Genomic DNA, 21,577 nt, shown 5'->3' with positions numbered 1-21,577 from the left:
ACCGGGGGCGGCGTCGGCGAGCCGCCCGCCGCCGTCGACGGCGGCGCGCGCCCCTACCGGTTCAGCCCCGGGCCGACGCGGACGCCTCGTCGGTGCCGTCGGCCAGGGCCGCCGGGGCGGCACCGGCCGGCTCGTCGGCCGGGCGCACGCGCCGCAGCAGCAGCGCCGAGAGCACGGCCAGGATCACCGCGAGCACCGCGCTGACCGTCCCGGCCACGTTGAACCCGCTGGTGAACGCCGCCCGGGCGGCCTCGAGCAGCGCGTCGCCGGTCTGCGCGGGGAGCTGCCCGGTCACCGCGCTCGCCCCGGCCAGCGACTCGCCGGCCGCCTCCCGCACCCGCGCGGGCAGGTCGCCGGGCAGGGCGGGGGCGATCTCACCCCGGTAGACGGCGGTGCCGACGCTGCCCAGCACCGCGACGCCGAGTGCCACGCCCAACTCGGTGCTCGTCTCCGACATCGACGACGCCGAGCCGGCCCGCTCGGGCGGCGCCGCCCCGATGATCAGGTCAGTGCCCAGCACGGCACCGGGACCGAAACCGAGGTAGACGATCACCAGGCCGGTCACCGCTAGGCCGAGCCCGTCGGCGGCGCCCACCCGGCTCAGCAGCGCGAAGCCGACCGCGGCGATCGCCATACCGCCGGCGACCACGTGGCCCGGGGCGAACCTCCGCGCGAGCACCGGCGCCAGCATCGAGCCGATCAGCATGGACACCGCGTACGGCAGCATCCAGAGCCCGGCCCGCAGCGGGGAGAGGCCCTCGACCAGCTGGGCGTACTGCGCGAAGAGCAGCGCGACACCGCCGATGGTCGCCCCGCCGAGCAGCATGACGCCCAGGGCGGCGCTGAAGGTCCGGTCGGTGAACAGCCGCACGTCGAGCAGCGGGCTGTCGAGGCGACGTTGGCGGGCGACGAAGGCCACGCCGACCGCCACGCCGGCGACCATCGCGAGCACCGGCCGGGCGCCGACGCCGTCCTTGGCCAGCTCCTTCAGGCCGTACACGAAGGGCAGGACGGTGGCCAGCGACAGCAGCACGCTGAACAGGTCGACCCGGCCAGCCTCCGGGTTGCGGTACTCCGGCAGCAGCAGCGGCGCGGCCACCAGCAGCAGGACCATCACCGGTACGCCCAACAGGAAGACCGCGCCCCACCAGAACGACTCCAGCAGTACGCCGCCGACCAGCGGCCCGACGATCGCGCCGATCATGAAGCAGCTCATCCAGAGGCCGATGGCCGTGGTGCGCTGCCGCGCGTCACGGAACATGTTGCTGATCAGCGACAGCGTGGCGGGCATCAGGGTCGCCCCGGCCACCCCCAGCAGCGCCCGGGTGGCGATCAGCATCTCGGCGCTGGTGGAGTAGGCCGCGATCACCGACGCCACGCCGAAGGCCGCCGCGCCGATCATGAGCAGCCGGCGGCGCCCGATCCGGTCGCCGAGGGTACCCATGGTCACCAGGAATCCGGCGATCATGAAGCCGTAGATGTCCATGATCCAGAGCAGCTGGGCGGCGTCCGGCGCAAGGGCGGCGCTCAGCTGGGGCAGCGCCAGGTAGAGGACGTTGAGATCCAGCGAGAGCAGCAGGGTGGGCAGCGTGAGCACGGCCAGGCCGATCCACTCGCGGCGGCCGGCGCCGGGTGCCACCCCGCTCGCGGTCACCGCCATCCTGCTGCTCCCTGCGCGCCGGCCGGTGCCTGGGCCCCGTACTCGTCGTGCAGCCGCCACCAGTCGTACGGCTCGCCCTGCGGGCGTCCGTCCGGGGTGTCCTCCCAGGTCTCCTGGCGGCCCAGCGGGGTGAGGTCGAGCAGCGTCCAGTTGCTGCCGAGCGCCTCCACGCCCCGCGCGGTGGTGAAGTAGGTGCGGTACACCACGTCGGCGTCGCGCAGGAAGACGCTCAGCCCGAACGACTCCCCCGCCGCCGAGCTGACCCCGAGGTCGGTGTTGAAGTCGGTGCCGTACGACGAGTACCAGGGCAGCGTCCAGCCCATCCGCTGCCGGAACGAGATGATCTCCGCCAGCGGCGCCCGCGAGACGAGCGCGAGGCTGGTGTCCCGGGCGTGCAGGTGGACGGGGTGACCGAGGTTGTCGACGAACATCGCACACCCCTCGCAGGGGTGCGACTCCCCCGGCGCGAGCATGAAGTGGTAGACGATCAACTGCCGTCGGCCGTCGAAGACGTCGACCAGGCGGGCCGGACCGTCCGGGCCCTCCAGGACGTGGTCCCCGTCGACCCGGGTCATCGGCATCGTGCGCCGCTCGGCGGCCAGCGCGTCGTGGGCGCGGGTGGCCTCCTTCTCCCTGGCCAGCAGCCGCTCCCGCGCGGCCTCCCACTCCGACCGCGACACGACCGGTGGCAGATTCATGTGCTTCTCCATTCGTGGCTCACGGACGTCCGCCTGCCGGGTCCGGCGGCGGGCCCGGCGGCGGGCGCCGGCACGGGCGGCGCCGCACCTGGCGGACGCCGGCCGGACGCGCGGGCCGACCCGTCGCCCGTCCCACCGTGCCCGGCGCCGCTCCCCATGCGCTCCCGGTGCACTCCCGGTGCGCTCCCCGTGCACTCCCGGTCCACCGTGACGGTCCGTCGTCGGTGCGCTGCGTTACGGTGACGCCATGCGTTTCGGGCTCCTCGGTCCGCTGGCCGTGCGGACGACGGCCGGCGCGCCGGTCGTCGTGCCCGACCTGAAGGTCCGCGCCCTGCTCGCCGACCTGCTGGCGCACCAGGGCCGCCCGGTGTCCGTCGGTCAGCTGATCGAGGACCTGTGGGGCGACCGGCCACCGGCCGACCCCACCGGCGCCCTGCAGACCAAGGTCTGGCGGCTGCGGCGGGCGTTGCAGGCCGCCGAGGACGGCGGCCGGGAGCTGGTGGTGTCACGCCCACCGGGCTACCTGCTGCGCACCGGGGCGGAACGGACCGACGCCGAACGGTTCGCCGCGCTGGTCGAGCGGGCCGCCGCCACGCCCGGGTGGCGCGAGCGGGTCGCGTTGCTGGACGAGGCCCTGGCGCTGTGGCGCGGGCCGGTGCTGGCCGACTTCGCCGACGAGCCGTTCACGCTGTCCCTGTCCAGCCGGCTGGAGGAGCAGCGGCTGGTGGCCGTCGAGACGCGGGGCGAGGCCCGGCTCGCCCTGGGCGAGCACCACCACCTAGTCGGGGAGCTCGCCGACCTGGTGGCGCGGCACCCGTTCCGGGAACGGGCGCGCGCCCTGCACCTGCGGGCCCTCTACCGGGCCGGCCGGCAGGGCGAGGCACTGGAGAGCTACGCCCGCTTCCGTCGGCAGCTCGCCGGTGAGCTGGGCCTGGATCCCGGTCCCGAGCTGGTGGCCCTGCACCGGGCGATCCTGGCGCACGACCCGGCGCTGCTCACCGATCCGGCGACGGCGACGCCACCCGCCAGCGGTCCCGCCACCGGCACGGACGGCCCGCACCCTTCGTCCGCGCCGGGTGCCGACGACCGCGCGGGCCGGACGGGCCCCGGCGGTCCGCCGCGCCCGGGGGCCGCCGCGCCGGCGCCACCGCGCACCAACCTGCCCGTCGCGCTGACCCCCCTGGTCGGGCGCGCGGAGGCCGTCCGCCAGGTCCACGAGGCGCTGCGCGTCGGACGGCTGGTCACCCTCGCCGGCTCCGGAGGGGTGGGCAAGACCCGGCTGGCCGTCGAGGCTGCCCACCGGCTCGTCGAGGCGTACCGGGACGGGGTCTGGCTGGTCGAGCTGGCGCCGCTGCGCCCCGGCGACCCCGCCGCGCTGGCCGGATCGCTGCTGGCCGTGCTCGGCATCCGCGACACCGGGGCCGGCGAGCCCGGCCCCACGGGCGCCCCGGCCACCCCCGCCGACCGCCTCGTCGACGCCCTGCGTGACCGGGACCTGCTGCTGGTGCTCGACAACTGCGAGCACGTCGTGGAGCCGGTCGCCGAGCTGGCCCAGCGGGTGCTGCGACACGCCCCGGGCGTACGCCTGCTGGCCACCAGCCAGGACCCGCTCGGCCTGGCGGGCGAGCGGGTCTGGCCGGTGCCCCCGCTGGAGCTGCCCGCCCCGGATGCCACCGAGCCTGCGGTGCTGGCCCGTTCCAGCGCGGTGCAGCTCTTCGTCGCCCGCGCCGCCGCGGCCGTCCCCGGCTTCGTCCTCGACGCGGCCAACGCCCGCGACGTCGCCGAGCTCTGCCGCCGCCTCGACGCGGTCCCGCTGGCGCTGGAGCTGGCCGCCACCCGGGTCCGCGCGCTGGGCGTACGCGGGCTGGTCGCCCGGTTGGACGACCGGTTCCGGCTGCTCTCCGGAGGCCGCCGGGGCGTCCCGCCGCGCCAGCAGACCCTGCGCGCGATGCTCGACTGGAGCTGGGAGCTGCTCTCCGACCCGGAGCGGGCGGTGCTGCGGCGGTTGGCCGCGCACGCCGACGGCTGCACGTTGGAGGCCGCGGAGGCGGTGTGCGCCGACCGAGACCTGCCCGCCGACGACGTGCTCGGGCTGCTGGTCCGGTTGGTGGACCGCTCACTGGTCGTGATGACCGAGGGTGCCGGCGAGCCGCGCTACCGGCTGCTCGAATCGGTCGCCGCGTACTGCCTGGCGCGGCTGCGGGAGGCCGACGAGGTGGCGGCGCTGCGCCGGCGCCACCGGCGGCACTACGTCGAGCTGGCCCGGCGGGCCGACGACGGGCTGCGCGGGTCGACGCAGCGGCGCTGGCTGGCACGGCTCGACCAGGAGACGGCCAACCTGCGCCTCGCGCTGGACGGCGCGCGCGTCGACGGCGACGCGGCCGACGCGCTGGAGCTGGCGACCGCGCTGGCCTGGTACCGGTACCTGCGCGGCCGGCTGCGCGAGGCGCGCCGGTCACTCGAGGTGGCGCTCGCCGTGCGCGGGCCCGCGCCGGCGGCGCTGCGGGCGTCGGCGGTCTGCTGGCGGGCCGGGTTCGCCCTGCTCGAGACCGGGGGCGACCACGCCCCGCTGGTGGCACCGGCGCTGGCTGGCTGGCCACCGGACGAGGATCCGGCCGGGCGGGCCAGGGCCGCCTGTTTCCTCGGTCTCGCCCTGCTCAACGCGGGTGACGTCACCGCGAGCGAGGAGCTGGTCGACGACGCGCTGGCGCACTTCGAGCGGCTCGGTGACCGGTGGGGGACGGCCACCGCGCTGAGCCTGCGGGCGGGGCACGCCCAGTCCCGGGGTGACCTGGCGGCGGCCGGCCGGGACGGTGGACGCGGTGTGGCGCTGTTCCGCGAGTTGGGCGACCGGTGGGGCCAGCTCCAGGCGTCCTTCGCGCTCGCCGCCCGGGCGGAGGCGATCGGCGACTACCCGGAGGCGGCCAGGCTGCACCGGGAGGGCCTGCGGATGGCCGAGGAGCTCGGACTGTGGCTGGAGGCCTCCGACCGGCTCTCCGGCCTGGGCCGGATCGCGCTGCTCACGGGCGACCACGACCGGGCGCGGGAGTTCCACGAGCGGGCGCTGCGGCTGGCCGCGGAGCAGCACTTCAAGCCCGGGGAGCTGTACGCGCAGATCGGTCTCGGGCTCGGGGCCCGTCGCGAGGGCCGGCTGGACGCCGCCGAGGAGCTGCTGCGGGGCGTGCTCGAGTGGACCCGCCAGCCGGGCCTGTACGCCGACGTGGTGCGCACCCTGCTCCTGGCCGAGCTGGGCTTCGTCGCCGAACAGCGGGGCGCCGTGCGGGCCGCGCGCGAGTTGCACGCCGAGGCGTTCGAGGTCGCCACCGCCCTCGGCGATCCCCGGGCGCAGGCGCTCGCGCTGGAGGGGCTGGCCGGGACGGCGACGCTCGACGGCCGGCACGCTGACGCCGCCCGGCTGCTCGGCTCGGCGGCCATGGCGCGCGCCGCGGTGGGTGCGCCGCTGCCGGCCGGGGAGCGGAGCGACGTCGACCGGATCAGCGGCGCCGCGCGGAAGGCGCTCGGTCCGGTGGCGTTCTCGGCGGAGTTCGACCGGGGCACGGCGCTCTCGCCGGACGACGCCTGCCGGTCGCTGGTGGCCGGACTTCCCCGGCCCGCGTGAGCTCCCCCGGACGCGTCGCACGCCCGCATACGCCGCGTCCGCCCCGCCGGGTGCGGCGAGGCGGACGTGGACGCTGTCGCGAGAGGGTGCCGGAGGGCCAATTCGGCCCCGGGCCCCGGTGGTCCGTCAGCGGCTGCCCTCGAGCTGGCCGCGCAGCTTGCCCAGCGCGCGGGCGAGCAGGCGGGAGACGTGCATCTGGGAGACCCCGACCTGCGCGGCGATCTCGCTCTGGGTCAGGTTGCCGTAGAAACGCAGAGTCAGGATCTTCTGCTCGCGCTCGTCGAGCGTGGCGAGCGCCGGGCCGAGGGCCACCCGCAGCTCGGCCAGCTCGAACTCGCCGTCCTCGCCGCCCAGGGTGTCGCCGAGTTCGGTGCCGCTGTCGCCGTCGCCGATGGGGGTGGACAGGGAGACGGCGTTGTAGGCGCGGGCGCCCTCGAGCCCCTCCAGGACCTCTTCCTCCGTGACGCCGAGGTGGGTGGCGATGTCGGCGACGGTGGGCGCGCGGTTGAGCGTCTGGGTGAGGGTGCCGTTGGCCTCGGAGATGCGCAGCCGCAGCTCCTGCAGGCGGCGCGGGACCCGGATGTTCCAGGTGCGGTCGCGGAAGTGGCGCTTGATCTCACCGAGGATCGTCGGGATGGCGAAGCCGGCGAAGTCGACACCGCGGGAGGCGTCGAACCGGTCCACGGCCTTGATCAGCCCGAGGGCGGCGGTCTGGGCCAGGTCGCCGTTGGGCTCGCCGCGCCCGCTGTAGCGGAAGGCGAGGTGCTGGGCCAGCGGCAGCCACGCCTCGATCACCCGCGCCCGCAGCGCCGGCCGGTCGGGGTGCCCCTCCGGCAGGGCGCAGAGGGCGGCGGTCAGCTCGCTCGCGCGGGTCTCGTCACCGGAGACCGTGGGAGCGGCGTCGGTGATGGTGGTGGTGGTGGTGGTGCTCGGCGCGGTCGTCGTGGTGATCATGCTGCCCTTCCTGTGCCACAGATGCCGCGACGCCGGGAACCGGCGACCGCAGTGCCATCACCCTAGACCAACGGCTGCCTCCATATCAACCGAACGGCCGATGGATGAAAGGGACAAATTTTCCCAGACGGAGCCTCGTCCGTGTGCCGTACGCCACGGGCGGTGGCGCCACCGGGCCTCGGGAGGGGCCGTCGCCGAGGCCCGGGAGGCGGTCTCGGCGGGGCTCAGGAGGCGGCCGTTCCCACGTAGAGCCGGCTCACCGTCTCGGCGACGCAGACCGGCTTGCCGCCGGCGTCGCACTCCACGGTCGCGGCGGTGACCAGCTGCACCCCGCCGGTCACCGGGGACACCTCCGCGATGGTGGCGACCGCCCGGATCGCCGTACCGACCCGGACCGGAGCGGGGAACCGCACCCGGTTGAGCCCGTAGTTGACCCCCATCCGCACGCCCCGCACGCGGTAGAGCCGGCCCACCAGCGCCGGCAGCAGCGACAGGGTCAGGAAACCGTGGGCGACCGTGCCGCCGTACGGGCCGTCGGCCGCCCGCGCCGCGTCGAGGTGGATCCACTGGTGGTCGTCGGTGGCGTCGGCGAACAGTTCGACGCGCCCCTGCTCGATCCGCTGCCACGGCCCCGGGCCGAGGGTCTCCCCCACCGCGGCGGCCAGCTCGTCGACGGAGTCGAAGGTCCTCATGCCAGGTGCCCTCCCAGTCGGGTGTAGCCGCGCAGCAGGTCCCGCGCGATGATGAGCCGCTGCATCTCGTCGGTGCCCTCGAAGATCCGGTAGAGCCGGACCTGCCGGTACCACCGCTCCACGGGCAGTTCCCGGGTGTAGCCCATGCCGCCGTGGATCTGCAGCACCCGGTCGACCACCCGGTTGACCATGCCGGCGCCGTAGAGCTTCGCCATCGAGGACGCGTGCCGCGGGTCCATGCCCTGGTCCACCGTCCAGGCCGCCCGCAGGATGAGCCAGCGGGCCGCCTCCAGCTCGGTCTCGGAGTCGGCGATCATCCACTGGATCGCCTGGTTGTCGCCGATCGGCCGGCCGAACGTCTGGCGGGTGGTGGCGTGGTCGATCGCCATGCGCAGCGCCCGCTCGGCGATGCCGACGGCGTGCGAGGGGATGGTGTAGCGCCCCTTGCCGATCCACTCCATCGCGAGGGTGAAGCCCTGGCCGGGCTCGCCGAGGATGTTACGCTCCGGCACCCGTACGTCGTCGAAGACCAGCGCGGCCGGCCCGCCCTCGCCCATGGTCTGGATGAACTCCGAGCGCCAGCCCATCGCCCGGTCCACCAGGAAGGCGGTGGCGCCGCCGTTGCGGGCGCCCTTCTCCCGGTCGGTGACCGCGATGACGATGGCGAAGTCGGCCTCGTTGCCGCCGGTGATGAAGGTCTTCTCGCCGTTGAGCACCCAGTCGCCGCCGTCGCGGCGGGCGCTGAGCCGGATGTTGGCCGCGTCGGACCCCGCGCCCGGCTCGGTGATCGCGAAGCAGCTGCGCCGCTCCCCCTCGATCGTCGGGACCAGGAACTCCCGCTTCTGCGCATCGTTGGCCCGGAACAGGATGTTGTCGGCCTCGCCGCCGAAGCGGAACGGCACGTACGAACGGCCGAGTTCGGTCCAGATCAGCGACTGGGTGACGGCGGGCAGGTCCATGCCGCCGTACTCCTCCGGGGTGGCCAGCCCCCAGAAGCCGAACGCCCGCGCCTTGAGCTGCAGCTCGCGCAGCTCGTCGGGCTCCAGCCCGGGCCGGTGGGCGCGTTCGCGCCGCAGCAGCTCCGGCTCCAGCGGCATGACCTCCCTGGTGATGAAGTCGCGGGCCGTGTCGCGGATGGCCCGTTCGGTGTCCGAGAGCGCGAAGTCCATGTCCCCTCCGGGTCGGTGCGGTGGTGTGCGCGACTCAGCGCGCGCCGCCGTTGACGTACAGGGTCTGGCCACTGACGTACGAGGCGTCGTCGCTGGCCAGGAAGGCGATCACCGAGGCGATCTCGGCCGGCTGGGCGACCCGGCGCAGCGGGGTGTGCTCGGCGACCGCCCGCTGGTGCTCCTCGGGGCTGCTGCCCACCCGCTCGGCGGTGGCCGCGGTCATCGCGGTGGCGACGTAGCCGGGGGCGACCGCGTTGACGGTGACGTTGAACGGGCCCAGCTCGACGGCCAGGGTGGCGGTCAGGCCCTGCACGCCGGCCTTGGCCGCCGCGTAGTTGACCTGGCCCCGGTTGCCGAGCGCGGAGCGGCTGCTGAGGTTGACGATCCGGCCGTAGCGGGCCGCCACCATGTGCTCCTGCGCCGCCTGGCAGCAGAGGAACATGCTCGTCAGGTTGGTCCTCAGCACCGCCTCCCACTCGGGCAGCGCCATCCTGAACAGCAGGTTGTCGCGGGTGATCCCGGCGTTGTTGACGAGCACGTGCAGCCCGCCGTACGCCTGGAGGACCTGATCGGTCATGGCGGCGACCGCCCCGGCGTCGGTCACGTCGCAGCCGATGCCGACGGCCCGGCCACCGGCGGCGGCGATCTCGTCGGCCACGGCCCCGGCGCGCGTCGCGTCGAGGTCGACCACGGCGACCGCCGCGCCCTCGGCGGCCAGCCGGTGCGCGGTGGCCGCGCCGATGCCCTGCGCGGCGCCGGTGACGACGGCGACCCGGTCGGCGAATCTGGTCACGGTTTCTCCCTGACTCTAGAAGGCGTTGACGCCGGTGAGCGCGCGTCCGATGAGCAGCTGCTGGATCTGGCTGGTGCCCTCGTAGAGGGTGGCGACGCGGGCGTCGCGCAGGTACTTGCCGACCGGGTACTCGTCGATGTAGCCGTAGCCGCCGAAGACCTGGACCGCGTTGTTGGCCGCGCGCACGGCGGCCTCGCTGGCGAAGAGCTTGGCCGTCGACGCCTCGGTGGCGAACGGCTGACCCCGGTCGATCAGGTCGGCCACCCGCCACACCAGCAGCCGCGCGGCGTCGGTGTCGACGGCGATGGCGGCGAGCAGTTGCTGCACGAGCTGGTGGGCGGCGATGGGCTTGCCGAACTGGGTGCGCTGGCCGGCGTAGCCGACGGCCGCGTCCAGGCAGCCCTGGGCGATGCCGACGCAGCCGGCGGCCACGGACATCCGGCCCTTGGCCAGGGTGGCCAGCGCGAGCCGGAAGCCGGCGCCCTCCTCGCCGAGGAGGGCCGACTCCGGCACCCGTACGGCGTCGAAGCGCAGCTCCCCGGTGGCCTGCCCGCGCAGGCCCAGCTTGCCGTGGATCTCGCGGCGGGTCAGGCCCGGCGCGTCGGTGGGCACCAGGAACGCGCTGATGCCCCGGTGCCCCGGGCCGCCGGTGCGGGCGAAGACCAGCGCGACGTCGGCCGTGGTGCCGTTGGTGATGAACATCTTCGCGCCGGTGATCAGCCAGTCGGCGCCGTCGCGCACCGCCCGGGTGGTCAGCGCGGCGGCGTCGGAGCCGCTGTCCGGCTCGGTGAGCGCGAAGCAGCCGAGCGCCGCGCCGGAGCAGAGCCGGGGTAGCCACTGCTCCCGCTGGGCCGGGGTCCCGTGCGCGGCGACGGACTTGGCGACCAGCCCGAGGGAGACCGAGACGATGCCGCGCACGGCGGAGTCGCCCCGGCCGAGCTCCTCCAGCACGAGGCAGTAGGAGAGGTGGTCGCCGCCCGAGCCGCCGTCGTCCTCGCCGATGGTGAGGCCCAGGAAGCCGAGGTCGCCGAGCTTGCCGACGATGTCGGGGTCGACGGACTCCCGGCGGTCCCAGGTGGCCGTGTGCGGCACCACCTCGCGGTCGACGAAGTCGGCGGCGAGCCGGCGCACCGCCGCCTGCTCGGCGGAGAGTTCCAGATCCATGAGCTTTAAACTAGCGGTGCAAGTTTAATTCCGTCCAGACCCGGTTGTGGCAGAGTCTGGGACGGACCGCCCCGACGAAGGAGGACCGGATGCCCCGGCCGCGGCAGGCGCTGCTCAGCCGGCAGCGGATCGTCGAGACCGCCGCCGCGCTGATCGACGCGGAGGGGCTGGAGGGCTTCTCCACCCGCCGGCTCGCCGCCGAGCTCGGGGTACGCGGGCCGTCGCTCTACAACCACTTCGCCACGAAGGACGAGATCCTCGACGCGGTGGCCGACAGCGTCACCGGGCAGGTGGACGTGTCGTACTTCGGCAGCGTCGACTGGCGCGAGGCGCTGCGCCGGTGGGGGCACTCCTACCGTGCGGCGCTCGCCGCCCACCCGAACATCGTGCCGTACCTGGCCCGGGGGCCGGGGCGCCGGCCGGCGGCACTGGCCATGGCCGACGCCGTCTACGGCGGGCTGGTCGCCGCCGGGTGGCCACCGGCGCGGGCGACCCACGTCGGCGCGCTCATGCGCTACTTCGTGGCCGGCTCGGCGCTGGGCTCGTTCGCCCGGGGCTTCGTCGAGGACCCGGGGTTGTACGCGGAGCAGTACCCGCACCTGACCCAGGCCCACCGGCTGGCCGAGCACCAGCAGCAGGTGGACGAGGGCGCCTTCGCGCTGGGCCTCGACGCGCTCATCCACGGGCTGTCGCGCACCTACGAGGAGCGCATCGGGCCGCTGCCACCCCTCCCGCCGGCCGACGGCGCGTACTAGAGTCAAAACTTGCACTGCTAGTTTCGGCCGACATACGTGAGGGGCGCGATGGATCTCGCACGGACCGACTTCTACCTCGACGGACAATGGGTCGCCGCCGGCGCCGGGGAGACCGTCGCGGTGCGGAACCCGGCGACCGAGGAGGTCGTCGCCGCCGTGCCGGCCGGCACCGCCGCCGACGTCGACCGCGCCGTCGCCGCGGCCCGGGCCGCCTTCCCCGCCTGGGCCGACGCCGCGCCCGCCGAGCGGGCCGCCCGCCTGGACCGGCTGCACGCCGCGCTCTCCGCCCGGGCCGACGACATCGCCCGCACCGTCGCCCTGGAGCTGGGCACCCCGCTGAAGGTGGCCAGCCGGGTCCAGACCGGCCTGCCGCTGACGGTCCTGCACAGCTACGTCGAGCTGGCCGCCCGCCCCCCGGCCGACGAGACCGTCGGCAACTCGCTGGTGGTCCGCGAACCGGTCGGCGTGGTCGGGGCGATCACCCCGTGGAACTACCCGCTGCACCAGGTCGTCGCGAAACTGGCCCCCGCCCTGGCCGCCGGCTGCACGGTGGTGCTCAAGCCCAGCGAGCTGACCCCGCTGACGGCGTACCTGCTCTTCGACGCCATCCATGAGGCTGGCCTCCCGCCCGGGGTGGTCAACCTGGTCACCGGCACCGGCCCGGTCGTCGGCGAGGCCATCGCCGCGCACCCGGACGTCGACATGGTCTCCTTCACCGGCTCCACGGCCACCGGCCGGCGGATCTCCCACCTCGCCGCCGACCGGATCGCCCGGGTCGCCCTGGAACTCGGCGGCAAGTCGGCCAACCTCGTCCTCGACGACGCCGACCTGGTCACGGCGGTGAAGGTGGGGGTCGGCAACGCGTTCCTCAACTCCGGGCAGACCTGCACCGCCTGGACCCGGCTGCTGGTGCACCGCGACCGCTACGACGAGGCCCTCGACCTGGCCGCCAAGGCCGCGGCCGGCTACCGGCTCGGCGACCCGTTCGATCCGGCCACCCGGCTCGGCCCGCTGGTCTCCGCGGCGCAGCGCGAGCGCGTACGCGAGCACGTCGCCCGAGGACTGGCCGACGGGGGCCGGCTCGTCGCCGGCGGGCCGGACGCCCCGCTGCCCGAGCGGGGTTACTTCGTCGCCCCGACGGTGATCGCCGACGTCGACCCCGACAGCGTCCTGGCCCAGGAGGAGGTCTTCGGCCCGGTCCTCGCGGTCATCCCGTTCGACGACGACGACGAGGCGGTCGCCGTCGCCAACAACTCCCGCTACGGGCTGGCCGGCGCGGTCTGGTCGGCCGACGGGGAGCGGGCGCTGCGGGTGGCCCGGCGGCTGCGCACCGGCGCCGTCGACGTCAACGGCGCCCCGTTCAACCCGCTCGCCCCCTTCGGCGGCTACAAGCAGTCCGGCCTCGGCCGGGAGCTGGGCCGGCACGGGCTCGAGGAGTTCCTCCAGGTCAAGGCCATCCAGCGATGAGGGCGCTGGTCGTCCGGGCCGTCGACGCCCCGCTGCTGGTGGAGGAGATCGAGCTGCCGGACCCCGGCCCGCACGAGGTACGGGTCAGCGTCCGGGCGGCGGGCGTCTGCCACTCCGACCTGTCCATGGTCGACGGGACGCTCGCGCCGCCGTACCCGCTGGTGCTGGGGCACGAGGCGGCCGGGGTGGTGACCGAGGTCGGCGACGCCGTCACGCGGGTCGCGCCGGGCGCGCACGTGGTGCTGAACTGGGCCCCGCCCTGCCGCGACTGCTGGTACTGCGGGCGGGACGAGCCGTGGCTGTGCGAGCGCACCGGGGCACCCTCGGCCCCCCGGGGACGCACGCCGGCCGGCGAGCCCCTGCACGTCACGCTCGGCCTCGGCGCCCTCGCCGAGGAGGTGGTGGTGCCGCAGGACGCCGTCATCGGAGTCCCGGCAGAGCTGCCCTTCGAGGCGGCGGCGTTGCTGGGCTGCGCCGTGCTCACCGGCGTCGGCGCGGTCCGCCGTACGGCGAAGGTGGCCCCCGGCGAGTCGGTGGCCGTGATCGGCCTCGGCGGGGTGGGGCTGTCGGTGGTCGCCGCGGCGCGGGCCGCCGGCGCCGACCCGGTGCTCGCCGTCGACGTCTCCCCGACCAAGGCGGCGCTGGCCACCGCGGCCGGGGCCACCGACTTCCTGCTCGCCGACGAGTCGCTCAGCCGGGCGGTCCGGGGGCGCACCGCAGGTCGCGGCGTCGACCACGCGCTGGAGTGTGTCGGGCGCAGCGCCACGATCCGCACCGCCTGGCGGGCGACCCGCCGGGGCGGACAGGTCACCGTCGTCGGCATGGGAGCCAAGGACGACATCGTCGGACTGGGCGCGCTGGACATCTTCCACTCGGCGCGGACGCTGCGCTCCTCGGTCTACGGCTCCTCCGACCCGGACCGGGACGTGCCCGAACTCGCCCGGGCCGTGCTCGACGGCAGCCTCGACCTCGGCTACCTGATCACCGACCGCACCACCCTCGACGGTGCCCCCGAGGCGTTCGCCCGCATGTCCCGCGGCGAGGGCGCCCGCACCGTGATCCTCCCCTGACCTCGCCCCCTCCCCTGCTCCCCTAACCCCGCCGCACCCCACCCTCACCGGCGTCGATCATGCAGTTGTGGTGCCTCACGAAAGCCGCGAAGTGGTACTGACCGCCCACCACAGGTCCATGATCGACGCGGCGGAGGCGGAGGCGGGATCAGGAGAGGGCGCGGGCGAGTTCGGTGCGGGAGCGGATGTTGAGGCGGTGGAAGATGTTGCGCAGGTGGTGGTCGACGGTACGGGTGGACAGGAACATCCGGGCGGCGATCTCCCGGTTGGTGGCGCCCTCGGCGACCAGCTGCGCGATCCGTAGCTGCTGGCCGGTCAGCAGCCGGGCGGCCGACTCCTCCGGCGGGCCGACCGACTCCCCGGCCGCCCGCAGCTCCGTGGTGGCCTGCTCCGCCCAGGTGGCCGCCCCGAGCAGGATGAACGCCTCGCGGGCGGCGTGCAGGTGCTCGCGGGCCGCGCGCGGGCGGCGGCTGCGGCGCAGTTCCCGGCCCAGGAGCAGCTCGGTGCGGGCCCGCTCGAACGCACCCGCGTCCGTCGGGTGCAGGCGCAGGGCGGTGCGGAACTCCCGCTCCGCCTCGGCGCTGCCCCGCTGCGCGAGCAGCCCGTGGCAGCGCGCGGAGAGAGCCCGGCGCGACGGGCTCGCCGTACTGCTGGCCCACCGGTCGAAGACGGCGAGGGCGGCGGCGGCCGCCGGCCGGTCCGCGACGGCGGTGGCCGCCTCCACGAGGTAGGGGGTGGCCATGACCAGGACCAGCACCTGTCCCCGGCCTGTGCCGGGGCAGGCCAGCGCGGCGAGTCGCGCGGCGGCGGCGGCCGGCCGGTTGTCGACCAGGTCGAGCACGGCCAGCGCCCACTGCGCGAGGGCGCGGGGCCGGCTGTGCGCGCCCGGGTCCTCCCCGATCTCGCGGATCCGGCGCAGGCTGGTGTCGCGGTCGGCCCGGACGGCGGCCAGCACCGCCAACATGCCCAGGTGCACGCCGGCCCAGTTGTCCTGGCCGGTGTCCCGGGCGATCCGCAGCCCCTCCCGGGAGCTGTCCACCGCGGCGTCGTGCCGGCCCAGCCAGTACTCGGCGGCGGCCCGCAGCTCCAGCGCGCGCGGCAGGGCCGACAGCTCGCCCCGCTCGCGGGCCAGCTCGACGGCGCGCTCGGCGAGCCGGTGCGCCGCGCCGTCCACGGCCACCAGCAGTCCGGCCGCCGCGGCGCAGGTCAGGGCGGCAGGGGTCAGTGCCGCCCCGGTCAGCTGCCCACCGAGGACGACCGTCCGGCGCAGCGCGGGGCCGGCCTGCTCGTGGTCGCCGCGCAGGGTCGCCGCCGTCCCGGCGACGTAGGAGCTCAGCAGCTCCGTCGCGGGCGGGTCGTCGGGGCGGCGCAACGGCTCCGCGCGCCGGGCGACCTCGGCGTAGCGGTACTGGTCACCGGCGAAACACGCGGCCTCACCCGCCCGCACCAGCGCGCCGAGGGCCAGCACACGGTCGGCGTCGACCAGCGCGCCGTCCGCGCCCACCGACGCGGCACCGGTGGCGGCCGGGGCGCGATCCGTGCCGGCCGGCGCGACACGGGTGGCAGGCGGCGCGCCGTCCGTGGCGACCGGCGCGGCCTTGCCGGCGGCCGGCGCGCGATCCGTGGCGACCGGCGCGACACCGGTGGCGGTCGGCGCGGCCTCGGTCGCGGCCAGCGCGTCCGCGGCGGCCAGCAGTGTGGTGAGCGCGCAACGGGGTCGGCCGGCGCGCAGTTCCAGCTCGCCGCGCAGCAGACCGGCCCGGCCCGCCACGGCGGGGTCCACGTCGACGGGCAGGCTCCCCAGCAGCAGTCGGGTCCGGTGGGTAAGGCCGGCCGACCAGGCGTACCGGGCGGCGGCCACCAGCCGGGCGGCGGCGCGTACCGGATCGTCGCTGAGTTCGGCGGCTCGGTGCAGTGCCGCCGAGGCCGCCGTCGCCGGGCCCTCGTGCTCGGCCGCCGCCTGCTCCAGCTCGGCGGCCAGGACCGGGTCGGGGCCCTGCGCGGCGGCGGCGAGATGCCCCGCCCGGCGTAGCCGGTGCCCGAGCGGATCGAGTACGCGGGCGAGCAGCAGGTGGGCCGTGCGCCGCTCGGCCAGCGGTGCGGCGGCCCGCACCACGGCCCGGACGAGGGGTTGCGGGAACGTGACGCGCCGCGGCTCGACGCGGACCAGGCCCGCGAGTTCGGCCGGCGCGAGCGCCTCGATCGCCGTGCCGGCGACCCGGGCGGCCCGGACCAGGGTGGCCGGCTCGCCGTCCTCGTCGAGCGCGGCGAGCAGCAGGACGCGGCGGGTGTCGGCCGGCAGCCGGTCCAGCCGGGCGCGGTAGGCGCGGCCCAGCCCGCCGTCGGGCGGGGGCGTCTCGGGCACCGGCTCCTCCCCGCGACACTGGCCTGGGGTAAGCACCTCCGCCAGGTCGACCAGGGCCTGCGGGTTACCCCCGGCCGCCGCAGCGAGCGCGGCGGCCACGGACGGCGCGGGTGCCCGGCCGGCCAGCCGGTCGGTGAGCAGGGCGGCGCTGTCGCGGTCGTTGAGCGGGCGCAGCCGGTGGCGGGCTATCCCGCCGAGCGGAACGTCCGCGGCCGTGGTGAGCAGGACGGCCACCCGCGACCGGCGCAGGCGGCGGGCGACGAACGCCAGCACGTCCGCGGTGGGTCGGTCGCCCCGGTCCACGTCGTCCATGGTGCACAGCAGCGGGCGGTCCCGCGCGGCGGCGGCGAGCAGGCCGAGCACGGCCAGGGACAGCGCCAGGTGCCGGTGGGCGGGGCAGCCGGCGCCGGCCAGCGCCCGCAGCAGCACCCGCCGCTGTTGTTCCGGGAGCGCCCCGGCGCGGTCGAGCACCGGATCCAGCAACCGCTGCAACCCGGCGTACGGCAGACCGGCCTCCTCACAGAGCCCGGCGCCCGCCAGGACGGTGCAGCCTGCGGCGTGCCGGTGTGCGTAGTCGACGAGCGCGCTGCGGCCGGATCCCGGCTCACCCTGGACCAGCAGCGCTCCGCCACCGGCGGGCAGGTCGCCCAGCAGGCGCCGGATCGCGGCGCACTCCTCGGACCTGCCACGCAACACGGTTAATTGCACTGACGATGCAGTAACCATGCATCGAGTGTCACCTATCGGTAGCCCGATGGAAAGACCGCCCCGCGCCCCGCTCTCGCGTCAGCGCGCGCCGATGTCCGCCAGCAGCGCGGCGACCGTGCGGGCCATCACCGCGCGGGCCTGGTCCACGCCCAGCCCGAGCCCGTCGCGCAGCATCGACCAGGCCGGCCACATGCTCGCGGCCACCACCGCGTTCACCACCTGGTCCCGGTCCGGGCCGGCCTGTTCCAGCTCGGCGGCGAAGAGGTGCGCGACCTCGTCGCGGACCCGCTCGATGTGCTTGAGACGGTTGCGGCGCAGTTGCCCGGAGACCGGCTCGCGCATCTGGGCGGCGCGCGCCGACGGTGCGATGAGCTGGAGCAGCCGGGCCCGCTGCCGGCAGTACGCGTCGACCCGCCGGGCCAGCGGCAGCGCCGTCGAGATCGGCCGATGGGCGGCGTCCTGCTGGCGGAGCAGCTCCGCGCCGCTGGCCTCGAAGAGCGTCTCCATGTCCTTGAAGTTGGTCCAGAGCGTCCGCAGCGAGATGCCGGCCCGCTCGGCGATGCGCTCGCCGGTCGGCCGCAGGTCGCCCTCGGAGATGAGCGCCAGATGCGCCTCGACGATGGCCGCCCGGGTGCGTTCGGCCCGGGCGGTCCTGCCGTCGACCCGCACCGGCGCCTCGGCACCGCCCATCCGCGCCCGCCTCCTCATCGCCGTCACGTCGCCCGCACCGCCGCGCCGAGTCTAGTCACGGGCGACGCGGCGACCGCCCGACCCCGCCCCGGCGCCATCGCCGACCGGGCCGACGCGCTCGCCGACGGAAACGGAAGCATCGCCGACCGGGCCGACGCGCTCGTCGGCGGGACCGGCGGCCTCGCCGTCCTGGCCGGCCGGCGAGGCCGCCCCGGACGGAACGCCGCGCGGGGCGGGGACCGCCGCGGCCGGCACCGGGTCATCCCGCGTGCCGGCCGGCGAGGGTGACCCCGCCGTCGAGGACGAGGGTCTGCCCGGTGATCCAGGCCGCGTCGTCGGAGGCGAGGAAGGCGACCGCACCGGCCACGTCGTGCGGCAGTCCGAGGCGCCCCAGCGGGTACGCCCGGGCGACCTCCTCCTCCCGACCCTCGTGCAGCGCCGCCGCGAAGCGGGTCCTCACCACGGCGGGGGCGACGGCGTTGACCCGGACCTTCGGGGCGAGCTCGACGGCCAGGCACGCGGTGAGGTGGTCGACGGCGGCCTTGCTCACGCCGTAGAAGGCGATGCCGGGCGACGCGGTGCGGCCGGCGATCGAGGAGACGTTGACGACGCAGCCGCCGCGCTCGCCCATCCCCGCGGCGACCTGCTGCACCCAACCGAGCGTGCCGACCAGGTTGACGTCGAGGATCTTGCGGGCCGCCGCCAGGTCCAGGTCGACCAGCGACCCGTACGCCGGGTTGATGCCGACGTTGTTGACCAGCACGTCGACCGGCCCGAACGCCTCGGTCACGGCGTCGACCGCCGCCCGTCGGTGCTCCGCGTCGTCGGCCCGGCCGGCGACGGCCACCGCGCGGGCGGGCCCGCCCAGGGTCGCGACCGCCTCGGCCAGGGCCTGCGGGTGGCGTGCGGTCAGTCCGACACTGGCGCCCTCGGCGACGAGCCGGCGGGCGACGGCCAGGCCGATGCCACGACTCGCCCCCGTGACGAGGGCGACCCGCCCCGCGAGCCGCCTCGAATGTGCATTCACGATGCAGATACTAGGAGTGGCTCGATGGCTCGTCAACGACGGACATCAGCGGAGGCCTCGCATTCCATTGACAGCGCGACTCGATAACCGCACTGTCGATGCAGATAGTTGACTTCGGAGAGGACGCCTCCCATGCCTGAAGCCGTCATCGTCGCCGCCGCCAGGTCACCGATCGGGCGCGCGCACAAGGGTTCCCTGCGGGACATGCGTGCCGACGACCTGGCCGCCACCGTCGTGCGCGCCGCCCTCGACCAGGTGCCGGCGCTCGACCCACGCGAGATCGACGACCTGATGCTCGGCTGCGGCCAGCCGGCGGGTGAACAGGGCCACAACCTCGCCCGGGTGGTCGGCACCCTGCTCGGACTCGACCACCTGCCCGGCACGACCGTCAACCGGTACTGTTCGTCGTCGTTGCAGACCACCCGGATGGCCCTGCACGCCATCCGCGCGGGCGAGGGCGACGCCTTCCTCTCGGTCGGGGTGGAGTGCGTCTCCCGCTACGACCGGGGCCGCGCCGACGGGCACCCCGGCACCACCAGCCCCGCCTTCGTCGAGGCCCTGGCGCGTACGGCGGCCAGGGCCGCCGGCGACCTGCCGGGCTGGCACGATCCGCGCGAGGACGGCGAACTGCCGGACGTCTACGTCGCGATGGGGCAGACCGCCGAGAACGTGGCCCACCTGCGCGGGGTGTCCCGGCTGAGTCAGGACGAGTTCGCCGTACGGTCGCAGCTGCTGGCCGAGAAGGCGATCGCCGACGGCTTCTGGGCCCGGGAGATCACCCCCGTCACCGTGCCCGGCGGTGCGGTGGTGGCCGCCGACGACGGGCCGCGCGCCGGGGTGACCCTGGAGGCGGTGGCGGCGCTGCCGCCGGTGTTCCGGCCCGACGGCACGGTGACCGCCGGCAACTGCTGCCCGCTCAACGACGGCGCCGCCGCGCTCGTCGTGATGTCCGACGTCCGGGCCCGGGAACTGGGCATCACCCCGCTGGCCCGGATCGTCTCCACCGGCCTGAGCGCCCTCTCCCCCGAGATCATGGGGCTCGGGCCGGTCGAGGCGTCCCGGCAGGCGCTGCGGCGTGCCGGCATGTCCGTCGACGACGTCGACCTCGTCGAGATCAACGAGGCGTTCGCCGCCCAGGTGCTGCCCAGCGCCCGGGAGCTGGGCGTCGACTGGGAGCGGCTCAACGTCAACGGGGGCGCGATCGCCGTGGGCCACCCGTTCGGCATGACCGGCGCCCGGATCACCACCACGCTGATCAACTCGCTGCGCTGGCACGACCGGGAGATCGGGCTGGAGACCATGTGCGTCGGCGGCGGTCAGGGCATGGCGATGGTCGTCGAGCGGCTCAGCTGACGGCGACCGGGCGTGGCGGGCCGGCAGGCCGGCGCGCCACGCCCGGTCGGATCCGGGTACGGCCGGTCAGGAGGCCGTCGGCACCCCGTTCGCCGGCGGCGCCACCGGCGCGGCGCTGTGCTCGCGTACCGGCCCGTCGCCCTCGTCTGTCTCGTACGTCGGCCCGAAGTAGGCCTGCGTCCCCCCGCTCACCCGGGTCAGCCGCTGCCCGCCGTAGCCGGAGTGGTCGGTGTCGGAGTAGCGCAGCGGGGCCAGCCCCGGTCCCTGGTAGCCGCCCTTGGCGACGGCCTCGGTGACCGCCTCGCGGGTGAGGTCCTTGCCTGCGGCGAGGAGCACCTGCACGAAGAGGTAGCCGACCGCCATGCCGTAGACGGTGTTGCCGTCGAACGGCGCACCCCCGTTGTACTCCTTGTTCACCTTGGTGAAGAGCTGGATCCAGGGATCGGCGGCGTCGTTCTGCATCGGCAGGTAGTTGGCGCCCACCATGCCCTCCAGCAGGCCGGCGTTGGCGCCGAGCTGCTTGGCCAGCGTCGGGTGGTCGGCGCCGACGTTGGAGACCAGCCACTGCGGCTGGAACTTGAGCCGGGCGGCGGTGCCGACGGCGAGCGCCGTGAAGCCGGGCACGGTGGCGAGGATGACGACCTGGCAGCCGGCCGCCTTGAACGCGCCGATCTGGGGCGCCACGTTGGTGTTGCTGGTGACGTACGTCTGCTTCGCCGCCACGGCGCCGGCACCGAGCACCTTCTCCACGCCGACGAGGCTGTCCCGGCCGAAGTCGTCGTCCTGGCCGAGGAAGCAGACCTTGCGACCCGGCAGGCTGGTCTTCACGTGGTGGGCCAGGATCTTGCCCTCCACCGTGTAGTCGGGGTTGAAGCCGAACGTGCCCGGGTAGCGGTCGGGCTGGTCCCAGCTGCGGCTGCCGGAGGCGACGAAGAGGTCGGGCACCCGGTTGCTCTTGAGGAAGTCGAGCACGCCGGTGTGGGTCGGCGTGCCGAGCCCGTTGAGGATCGCGAAGACCTTGTCCTGCAGGACGAGCTGGCGGACCACCTGCTGCGTGTTCGCCGGGTTGTAGCCGTCGTCCATGATCTTGTAGGTGATCTTGCGGCCGTGCACGCCCCCGTTGGCGTTGACGTGGTCGAAGTACGCCTTGGTGGCGGGGGCGATCTTGGAGTAGCCGGCGGAGGCCGGACCGGTGAGCGGCATGTGCGTGCCGACCACGATCTCGGTGTCGGTGACGCCGGGGACCGTTCCCCGGCTGCCGCCGCCGTCGTCCGTCGAGCAGGCGGCGGAGGTGACGAGCAGGGTGATGGCGGTGGCGAGCGCGAGGCCGCGCCGTGCCGTTCGTGTCATGTCAGACACCGACCTTTCCTCGGTCCGGTTGGTGGTGGGGCGG

General features: G+C 75.4%; 16 protein-coding genes. 5 read left to right on the top strand and 11 right to left on the bottom strand.

What is annotated here, in order from left to right:
- Nucleotides 1-61 precede the first annotated feature (61 nt).
- Both V6U77_RS24235 and V6U77_RS24230 read right to left on the bottom strand, forming a co-directional pair.
- Nucleotides 62-1,660, bottom strand: coding sequence for an MFS transporter (locus V6U77_RS24235; RefSeq protein WP_334608943.1), 1,599 nt, complete (start codon nucleotides 1,658-1,660; stop codon nucleotides 62-64).
- Entirely contained in the window at nucleotides 1,651-2,358 is a 708-nt protein-coding gene (locus V6U77_RS24230; protein WP_334608942.1) for a DUF899 domain-containing protein, read from the bottom strand. Before V6U77_RS24230 ends, V6U77_RS24235 begins: the two co-directional genes overlap by 10 nt.
- A gap of 247 nt (nucleotides 2,359-2,605) precedes the next feature.
- On the opposite strand from V6U77_RS24230, the gene V6U77_RS24225 reads away from it, so the two are divergent.
- Nucleotides 2,606-5,977, top strand: coding sequence for a BTAD domain-containing putative transcriptional regulator (locus tag V6U77_RS24225; RefSeq protein ID WP_334608941.1), 3,372 nt, complete (start codon nucleotides 2,606-2,608; stop codon nucleotides 5,975-5,977).
- A 126-nt stretch (nucleotides 5,978-6,103) separates the two neighbouring features.
- Here V6U77_RS24225 and V6U77_RS24220 read toward each other — a convergent pair whose 3' ends face one another.
- From V6U77_RS24220 to V6U77_RS24200, 5 genes are all read right to left on the bottom strand, one after another.
- Complete coding sequence (locus tag V6U77_RS24220) at nucleotides 6,104-6,931, bottom strand: SigB/SigF/SigG family RNA polymerase sigma factor (protein ID WP_334608940.1); 828 nt, start codon at nucleotides 6,929-6,931, stop codon at nucleotides 6,104-6,106.
- A 224-nt stretch (nucleotides 6,932-7,155) separates the two neighbouring features.
- A complete protein-coding gene (locus V6U77_RS24215; protein ID WP_334608939.1) occupies nucleotides 7,156-7,623 on the bottom strand; it encodes a MaoC family dehydratase in 468 nt (155 codons plus the stop codon).
- Entirely contained in the window at nucleotides 7,620-8,792 is a 1,173-nt protein-coding gene (locus V6U77_RS24210; protein ID WP_334608938.1) for an acyl-CoA dehydrogenase family protein, read from the bottom strand. The genes V6U77_RS24215 and V6U77_RS24210 overlap by 4 nt, the downstream gene beginning before the upstream one ends.
- Before the next feature lie 34 nt (nucleotides 8,793-8,826).
- Entirely contained in the window at nucleotides 8,827-9,585 is a 759-nt protein-coding gene (fabG, locus tag V6U77_RS24205) for a 3-oxoacyl-ACP reductase FabG (protein WP_334608937.1), read from the bottom strand.
- Between the two features lie 15 nt (nucleotides 9,586-9,600).
- On the bottom strand, nucleotides 9,601-10,749 hold the full coding sequence (locus V6U77_RS24200; protein WP_334608936.1) for an acyl-CoA dehydrogenase family protein: 1,149 nt from the start codon (nucleotides 10,747-10,749) through the stop codon (nucleotides 9,601-9,603).
- A gap of 89 nt (nucleotides 10,750-10,838) precedes the next feature.
- Here V6U77_RS24200 and V6U77_RS24195 point away from each other — a divergent pair, with 89 nt between their 5' ends.
- From V6U77_RS24195 to V6U77_RS24185, 3 genes are read left to right on the top strand one after another with little or no spacing between them, the layout of a single operon-like run.
- Entirely contained in the window at nucleotides 10,839-11,504 is a 666-nt protein-coding gene (locus tag V6U77_RS24195; RefSeq protein WP_334608935.1) for a TetR/AcrR family transcriptional regulator, read from the top strand.
- 48 nt (nucleotides 11,505-11,552) lie between these two features.
- On the top strand, nucleotides 11,553-12,971 hold the full coding sequence (locus tag V6U77_RS24190) for an aldehyde dehydrogenase family protein (protein ID WP_334608934.1): 1,419 nt from the start codon (nucleotides 11,553-11,555) through the stop codon (nucleotides 12,969-12,971).
- The gene (locus V6U77_RS24185; RefSeq protein ID WP_334608933.1) at nucleotides 12,968-14,041 is read left to right on the top strand and encodes an alcohol dehydrogenase catalytic domain-containing protein; all 1,074 of its coding nucleotides are present in this window, start codon (nucleotides 12,968-12,970) and stop codon (nucleotides 14,039-14,041) included. The genes V6U77_RS24190 and V6U77_RS24185 overlap by 4 nt, the downstream gene beginning before the upstream one ends.
- Before the next feature lie 148 nt (nucleotides 14,042-14,189).
- Here V6U77_RS24185 and V6U77_RS24180 read toward each other — a convergent pair whose 3' ends face one another.
- The 3 genes from V6U77_RS24180 to V6U77_RS24170 all read right to left on the bottom strand — a co-directional run bounded on the left by V6U77_RS24180 (nucleotide 14,190) and on the right by V6U77_RS24170 (nucleotide 18,831).
- Nucleotides 14,190-17,099, bottom strand: coding sequence for a helix-turn-helix transcriptional regulator (locus V6U77_RS24180; protein ID WP_334608932.1), 2,910 nt, complete (start codon nucleotides 17,097-17,099; stop codon nucleotides 14,190-14,192).
- 93 nt (nucleotides 17,100-17,192) lie between these two features.
- Nucleotides 17,193-17,804 carry a TetR/AcrR family transcriptional regulator gene (locus V6U77_RS24175; RefSeq protein WP_334608930.1) on the bottom strand — a complete coding sequence of 204 codons (612 nt, stop codon included), beginning with the start codon at nucleotides 17,802-17,804 and terminating at the stop codon, nucleotides 17,193-17,195.
- Between the two features lie 259 nt (nucleotides 17,805-18,063).
- Nucleotides 18,064-18,831, bottom strand: coding sequence for an SDR family oxidoreductase (locus tag V6U77_RS24170; RefSeq protein WP_334608928.1), 768 nt, complete (start codon nucleotides 18,829-18,831; stop codon nucleotides 18,064-18,066).
- 132 nt (nucleotides 18,832-18,963) lie between these two features.
- On the opposite strand from V6U77_RS24170, the gene V6U77_RS24165 reads away from it, so the two are divergent.
- Entirely contained in the window at nucleotides 18,964-20,184 is a 1,221-nt protein-coding gene (locus V6U77_RS24165) for an acetyl-CoA C-acetyltransferase (RefSeq protein WP_334608927.1), read from the top strand.
- Between the two features lie 66 nt (nucleotides 20,185-20,250).
- Here V6U77_RS24165 and V6U77_RS24160 read toward each other — a convergent pair whose 3' ends face one another.
- Nucleotides 20,251-21,534, bottom strand: coding sequence for an ABC transporter substrate-binding protein (locus tag V6U77_RS24160; protein ID WP_334608926.1), 1,284 nt, complete (start codon nucleotides 21,532-21,534; stop codon nucleotides 20,251-20,253).
- Between the last annotated feature and the right edge of the window lie 43 nt (nucleotides 21,535-21,577).

It is taken from the genome of Micromonospora sp. CPCC 205546 (assembly GCF_036902715.1).
Classification (GTDB): Bacteria; Actinomycetota; Actinomycetes; order Mycobacteriales; family Micromonosporaceae; genus Micromonospora.
The sequence above is the reverse complement of the archived record's forward strand: the minus strand, read 5'-3'. Positions and strand labels throughout refer to the sequence as shown.

Bases quoted from the DNA above. Each gene is read 5' to 3' on its own strand.
- V6U77_RS24235 (WP_334608943.1), bottom strand. From the start codon at position 1,660: ATGGCGGTGACCGCGAGCGGGGTGGCACCCGGCGCCGGCCGCCGCGAG.
- V6U77_RS24230 (WP_334608942.1), bottom strand. From the start codon at position 2,358: ATGAATCTGCCACCGGTCGTGTCGCGGTCGGAGTGGGAGGCCGCGCGG.
- V6U77_RS24225 (WP_334608941.1), top strand. From the start codon at position 2,606: ATGCGTTTCGGGCTCCTCGGTCCGCTGGCCGTGCGGACGACGGCCGGC.
- V6U77_RS24220 (WP_334608940.1), bottom strand. From the start codon at position 6,931: ATGATCACCACGACGACCGCGCCGAGCACCACCACCACCACCACCATC.
- V6U77_RS24215 (WP_334608939.1), bottom strand. From the start codon at position 7,623: ATGAGGACCTTCGACTCCGTCGACGAGCTGGCCGCCGCGGTGGGGGAG.
- V6U77_RS24210 (WP_334608938.1), bottom strand. From the start codon at position 8,792: ATGGACTTCGCGCTCTCGGACACCGAACGGGCCATCCGCGACACGGCC.
- V6U77_RS24200 (WP_334608936.1), bottom strand. From the start codon at position 10,749: ATGGATCTGGAACTCTCCGCCGAGCAGGCGGCGGTGCGCCGGCTCGCC.
- V6U77_RS24195 (WP_334608935.1), top strand. From the start codon at position 10,839: ATGCCCCGGCCGCGGCAGGCGCTGCTCAGCCGGCAGCGGATCGTCGAG.
- V6U77_RS24190 (WP_334608934.1), top strand. From the start codon at position 11,553: ATGGATCTCGCACGGACCGACTTCTACCTCGACGGACAATGGGTCGCC.
- V6U77_RS24185 (WP_334608933.1), top strand. From the start codon at position 12,968: ATGAGGGCGCTGGTCGTCCGGGCCGTCGACGCCCCGCTGCTGGTGGAG.
- V6U77_RS24175 (WP_334608930.1), bottom strand. From the start codon at position 17,804: ATGGGCGGTGCCGAGGCGCCGGTGCGGGTCGACGGCAGGACCGCCCGG.
- V6U77_RS24165 (WP_334608927.1), top strand. From the start codon at position 18,964: ATGCCTGAAGCCGTCATCGTCGCCGCCGCCAGGTCACCGATCGGGCGC.
- V6U77_RS24160 (WP_334608926.1), bottom strand. From the start codon at position 21,534: ATGACACGAACGGCACGGCGCGGCCTCGCGCTCGCCACCGCCATCACC.